Below are 6,262 nucleotides of genomic sequence, written 5' to 3'. Positions count from 1 at the left end.
GACACATATTTCGAACGCGTTTAACTTGGCCTTCAATAATGGCTTTAATAAATGAATGATGAGCAGGCTTGCGTGGCATTTTAAGGGCTAACGTTGAAGTTCAGCGGACGGCTGCGAGTGGCGCGCAGCGCCGCTTGCAGCCGGTCCGCTGGAACGCCATGTTAGGGAGCTATTGGTCGAGCTTCTCAAGTGGGTGGTACTCAAGCAACCCCCATAAATCATCGTCTTTTTCGGAGCCTCGGGCTCCGAGTTCAATTAACAGTCGCTTTGTTGTTTCTTCATCTGCACCGACTACGCGAGACAGCGTTGTGAGTTTGCGCCAATGCTCTTTGAATCGTAAATCGCGAAGCATTTTGTCCAAGAGTTTTTTTCTTTTTTCGTCAAGCTCCCGGCGTGGTTTGTCTTGAAACCAGTGAAGAACAAAGTTTCCTCCAACAGTGATGACTGCTCCCACAACAACGCCAACAAGCCCAACAACAGAAACCCAAAACGAAGTGTCAGCGATGACCTTCGCAGCGATTTCATTTGCAAGAGTGGATGTGTCCACGTGGCGAGCTCCCTAACGTAATGTAGGCATCCTATTTGACGCAAGATATTGCGTCAAATAGTTGCCTATTTTTATTTTAAAAATTAAAATTATAATAATTTCATTGTGTTGCATTGTTTTAGCCTATCCTACGAATTATGGAAATTTCTTCACCGTTAACAGCGCCCAAATTGCTGGATCAAGTGCGGGGAAAAATCCGCCTCAAGCATTACAGTATCCGTACTGAGCAGGCTTACGTGGATTGGATTAAACGCTTTGTACTGTATTTTGACAAGCGTCATCCGCGCGATTTGGGCGCGGCGGCGGTAGAGCAGTTTTTGACGCATCTGGCCGTGAACGGAAATGTGGCTGCCAGTACGCAAAATCAGGCCAAGAGTGCTTTGCTGTTCCTCTACAAAGAAGTGTTGGATATGGAATTGCCGTGGCTGGATAAGGTGGAAAAGGCGCGGACCTCCAGGCGTTTGCCTGTGGTGTTGACGCGCGACGAGGTGCAGGCTGTGTTGACCCGTTTGAGTGGGACGCATTGGCTGATTGGCAGCCTGCTCTATGGCACGGGGATGCGCATCATGGAGGGTTTGCGGTTACGGGTGAAGGATGTGGATTTCAAGCGCCATGAAATTCTGATTCGTGATGGTAAAGGCGCTAAAGACAGGGTGACGATGTTGCCCATCTCGCTGACTGTAGCTTTACAAACGCATTTGAGCCGGGTGCGCGAACTGCATGTAGCGGATTTGCAGCAAGGCTACGGGGCTGTGTATTTGCCGAATGCGCTGGCGCGCAAATATCAGGCGGCTGAACGTGAGTGGGCATGGCAATATGTTTTCCCGGCGGGCAAGCTTTCAACAGATCCGCGCAGTGGCGAGGTGCGTCGCCATCATGTGCAGGATCAATCCGTGCAACGTGCGATCAAACAGGCGGTACGCGATGCGGGCCTGACTAAACCTGCTACGCCGCATACGCTGCGCCATTCATTCGCTACGCATTTGCTTGAAGGCGGCTATGACATCCGTACCGTGCAAGAGCTATTGGGTCATTCGGATGTGGCCACCACGATGATATACACCCATGTGCTGAACAAGGGCGGGCGCGGTGTGGCCAGCCCGCTGGACGCGCTGTGACGGGACTGCCGCCGGCAATTTTCCTGATGGGGCCGACGGCTTCCGGAAAAACCGGGCTGGCGGTGGAACTGGCGCAGCGGTTGCCGGTGGAGATCATCAGCGTGGATTCAGCGCTGGTTTACCGCGATATGGACATCGGTACGGCCAAGCCGGATACGGCGACGCTCGCTGCCGCGCCGCATCATTTGATCGATCTGATTGACCCGACCGGGGTGTATTCTGCGGCGCGCTTTTGCGACGATGCGCTGACCTTGATGGCGGACATCACCGCGCGCGGGCGGGTACCGTTGCTGGTGGGCGGTACCATGCTGTATTTCAAGGCGCTGCGCGAGGGGTTGACGGATTTGCCGCAGGCGGATGCGGGCTTGCGCGCAGGCATCGAGGCCGAGGCTGCAGATCGGGGTTGGCCGGCATTGCATGCCGAACTGGCGCGGCTGGATCCTGAATCCGGAGCGCGTTTGCAGCCGACCGATACGCAGCGTATCCAGCGCGCGCTGGAAGTGGTACGGCTGACCGGCAGGCCGATGTCGGATTACTGGCGCGCCGGCCGCGCGGCCGCATTGCCCTATCAACTGTTGCCGATTGCACTGGTGCAGGCAGACCGAGCGTTGCTGCATGAACGGATAGCACAGCGTTTTGACGCCATGCTTGGCGCCGGACTGATTGACGAGGTACGCGCCTTGCGCGAGAAATACCCACTGGATGCGGCGATGCCATCCATGCGTTGTGTCGGCTACCGGCAGGTGTGGGATTATCTGGAAGGTGGGTATGGTCGGGACGAGATGCGTGATCGTGGCGTTTTTGCCACGCGGCAACTGGCCAAGCGTCAATTGACCTGGCTACGCGGGATGCAGGACATCATCCAGATCGAACCCGGTGCGGCCGAGGCCGGCCAGAAGGTATTGTCGATGGTGGCTGCTGAACTGGCTCGCGAGCGGGGGCAATCCACTTAAATGGGAAGCAGCTGGTGTAAGGGCATGGGTTTTTCAATCCCGTAACCTTGTGCGTAATCGATGCCGATTTCTTTGAGCTTGGCGAGAATGGCGTCGTTTTCCACATATTCTGCGATGGTGAGCAGGCCAAGCGAGTGTCCGATTTCGTGCATGGATTTGACCATGGCATAGTCAGCAGGATCCTTCAGCATATCGCGGACAAATGCGCCGTCAATTTTCAGGTAATTCACTTTGAGCCCCTTCAGATAGGCGAAGGAAGAATAGCCGCTGCCAAAGTCATCCAGTGAGAAACGGCAGCCGTAAGCCTTGATTTTGTCTATAAACGTTTGAGCGGCATCCAGTCTTTCTATGGCTGCGCTCTCAGTTACTTCGAATATTATTTTCTCAGTCGGAAGGTCGTTTTTGTCCAGCGCATCCTGGATAAAATCAAGGATGTTTTCATTGACCAGCGACAGTCCGGAGAGATTAATCGAGAAGCCGTTCAGGGCGCCAAGCCGTGTGGCGTTTTCCCGTATCCATTGGAAGCTGTTTCGCAGTACCCAGAGATCAAGATCGGGACTGCGTTTCCAGCGTTCGGCGGCGCGAATGAGGTCAAATGGCTGGATACCCAAACTGTCGTTCAGGCCAAGGAGAATTTCGTAATGGGGTAAAGCACCGCTATCGGCAAGCACCGGCCGAATTTTTTGACAACGCAAATACAGCAGGTCTTCGCTGAGTGCCTTGTCTATTATCCCGGCCCACTCGAAAAGTGCCTGCTCGGACCGGATGTGCAAGTTGCTGTTCTCATAACGCTGAACCGTATTTGAACCCATCGATTTGGCAGCCACGCAAGCCGAGCCCGCATTTTGCATGAGCGTGGATGGGGAATCCATACCTGCAGTAAGCTCGGCAATGCCTGCGCTTACCCCTAATACAAAGCTTTTTCCCTGACATGTGATGCGGTGTTCCTTGATCAGAGAGACCATGTTTTGGGCAGCGGAATTGGCTTTATCCAGGGTGCGGCCTCTGAACAGGACTGCAAAGGTATCTTCGCCCAAACGTGAAAACAGGTCGATGGGCTGAATCTCCTTGCTTAAAGACTCCACTATGGCCAGCAACGATGCCTCAGCCTCGTTCTGGTCGCAACTATGGTAGATGGCCTTGAGTTGGTCGAACATCATCAGGCACAGAATATCGCTTTGATTGTCTGCGACACCGGCAGCTATGATTTTCTCAATCTGATTGATCAGGCCTTTGCGATTTAACAGGCCGGTTTCGGGATCGTGCGTTGCCTGGTGGTAAAGCCGTTCGTAGGCATCGAGCATCACCTTGTGTGCCGAGCGCTCCATGAATGGCGCATCGAGCGCAGGTATTTTGATGGCCATACCGTTCTGGATAGCTTGATGCAGTTCGTGCTGCTCCAGATGACGTTTTTTGGTTGCCGAGCGATTGGCAAACACGAATCGAGTTTGCGAAATGTTTGACCAGACCAGCTGGTGAGGTACCTGGATGCCCTCCTGCTCGAAGGACAGCCAGTCCCCCATATGTATCTGATGGATTTCAGCGTCGCCTGGGTTGTTTTTGCTTGTGGTATTGACGTGATCCGAGCCATGGAACTGAAATTCGATGGGCTGTTTCCCTTGCAGTTGTTTTGACAAGCTTTGCGTGATTTCTTCAATGGCGTCTTCGTTGTGCAGTATTTCTTTCAGCTTTGCAGAGATATAGGTGACAAGGTTTTGAATTTTTTTTGCGTCGATTCCCGCGTTGATCACATCCGGAGCCAGCAATTCGAGCAAGTCATCCAGGAGCGTCAGGGCGCGCTGGTGTTCCGTGCTGTCTTGGCCCTTGCGCAGGGAGGTCAATTGAAGATAATGGCGCCAACCTGCATCGAGTAAAAACGGGATGATTTTCGGCACCATTTTGCCGCCCAGGGATGAACGAATTTCCTGTTCAACCTGATCCCGAACCAGATAGATTTTTTCTCCGCCCTCACTGATCAATTGAATCCGGTTTGCATTTTTTTTCCGGACATTTTCGACGGGTTTGAGCAGGTTCGCCAATATTCCGTTGACTTCGTCGAAGACCGCGGGGTTGATCTCGTAATTGTCTACTACGCGGTTGGCCAATTGATGCAGGAGCTTGAGCAGCTTGGGATCGAAAATTTTCCCGAAATCATCGGCGGCCACGTAGTAGCGCTCGAACAGGTTTACCGTATGGCGGGCTGGATGCGCATCCGATTCCAGAAATTTTTCATCCAGCAAAGCCAGCTTGAGCAGCGGCACCTCGAGCTTTTTGAGTATGGAACGAATGTCCGAACCCAGTACATCGTCCGCAAGGGGTTTGCTGACCAGTGCGTCAAACAGTCGAATGGCCTGGAAATGCTTATCCTTGCTGGTCTCGCTGTCATCAAGTTGGGGTAACTCCGCAGTCAGTCGCCGCTTGATTGAAATATGACCGTTCTGTTCGGCCCCGCTGCTCTGCCGAAGCCTGACGTTATCCAGCACATCGAGGATCTGTTTCAGATTGGCTCCACCCTCAATGATGTTGACGCTCGAGGAAGGCTGCATGCCATATCCGGCGTTATATTCCTGTGTGTGGTGGGCAGCATTGAACAGGCTGTTCATCGCTGGTATCAGGCTGTTCGCACGGTTGGCAAGTGCGTCTGTCCAACCCGGGTGGCCGCCGAAAACGGAATGGTCGATCGGTGTTTTGAACTCCGCTTTAGGATTGCTCAAATACTGGAGCAGATTGTCCAGTTGGTATTCACGCTGCTCGTTATCGGAGTCTGAAGCCGCGCCCGCTGGGTGTCGGGTGGATGCCGGTTTACTCTCCAGATCGGATTCGTGGACCTGCTGGCCCGGATTTTTGGCGGTATCGAAATCTTTTGTTTTCTGAGCCATTGCACGGTCTTGCGCGGCAGCGATTTTGGCATTTCTGATCGATGGCACGAATGCGACAGCTTCGTTCAGACCTTGATAAAATTCTTCAAAAGAACGGGACAAGGATTCAAAAAAAGCCTTGTACAGAACTGCTCTGATTGGATTGCTCAGCTTGATATCTGATATGGCTTTGCGAAAAGTTTGAAAGATGAAATACGGGCCGTATGGATTATCGTGTGCAGTGGCGGCTTTTGAAACCAGCACCTTAAATCGGATTAGAAAATTTTCTATTGCAGACTGGTGCTCAAAACCCAATTCATTGATTACCTGGGAGAGATTTAGCCAGTCCTCAAAGTCGTCAATATCGACCAGCGATAATTTTTCGCTTTGCTGCTTATCCGGTGAAGTGGGGCGTTGATCGAATAATTGCTGGAGATATGACGCCCCCAGAAATGCCTGCTCGATTTCTGGGCGTCGGGAAGAAAGCAGCGGATAGAGGCTTTGGATGAATTTGATCGCAGTGAAATCAGAAATATTGCTGGAAGTTATAGTCAGTTTGTTATCCACGGTTTCATAAAAATTCTGGATCGCCTCTTTAATGAATGCATGAAATTGCTTGTGGCATGAGATTTTTGCTGCATCCAGCTGGTGTTGCGGAAAGGCATTCGTAGAAATCGATTCATTATCCGACGCGCTTTCTTTGGCTATGCGTGTCAAGTCAAGGAACGCATTCATCGGGAAGTTTTCTACGGCGATTCCCAGCGAATTCTGGTTAATCCTTACGAC

The 6,262-nt window shown here is 52.3% G+C and carries 4 protein-coding genes; 2 read left to right on the top strand and 2 right to left on the bottom strand.

Annotated elements, in window-relative coordinates; translation table 11 throughout:
• Window positions 1-169: 169 nt before the first annotated feature.
• On the bottom strand, window positions 170-547 hold the full coding sequence (locus tag EI185_RS16810; RefSeq protein WP_124706310.1) for a hypothetical protein: 378 nt from the start codon (window positions 545-547) through the stop codon (window positions 170-172).
• Between the two features lie 137 nt (window positions 548-684).
• On the opposite strand from EI185_RS16810, the gene EI185_RS16805 reads away from it, so the two are divergent.
• Together EI185_RS16805 and miaA are read left to right on the top strand one after the other, a co-directional pair.
• Window positions 685-1,665 carry an integron integrase gene (locus EI185_RS16805; RefSeq protein ID WP_124706309.1) on the top strand — a complete coding sequence of 327 codons (981 nt, stop codon included), beginning with the start codon at window positions 685-687 and terminating at the stop codon, window positions 1,663-1,665.
• Window positions 1,666-1,691: 26 nt separating this feature from the next.
• The gene (gene miaA, locus EI185_RS16800; RefSeq protein ID WP_223247902.1) at window positions 1,692-2,618 is read left to right on the top strand and encodes a tRNA (adenosine(37)-N6)-dimethylallyltransferase MiaA; all 927 of its coding nucleotides are present in this window, start codon (window positions 1,692-1,694) and stop codon (window positions 2,616-2,618) included.
• Here miaA and EI185_RS16795 read toward each other — a convergent pair.
• On the bottom strand, window positions 2,615-6,211 hold the full coding sequence (locus EI185_RS16795) for a DUF1631 family protein (RefSeq protein ID WP_189836449.1): 3,597 nt from the start codon (window positions 6,209-6,211) through the stop codon (window positions 2,615-2,617). The two genes, miaA and EI185_RS16795, sit on opposite strands and share 4 nt — an antisense overlap.
• Between the last annotated feature and the right edge of the window lie 51 nt (window positions 6,212-6,262).

The organism is Sulfuriferula multivorans (assembly GCF_003851125.1).
Taxonomy (GTDB): Bacteria; Pseudomonadota; Gammaproteobacteria; order Burkholderiales; family Sulfuriferulaceae; genus Sulfuriferula; species Sulfuriferula multivorans.
The sequence above is the reverse complement of the archived record's forward strand: the minus strand, read 5'-3'. Positions and strand labels throughout refer to the sequence as shown.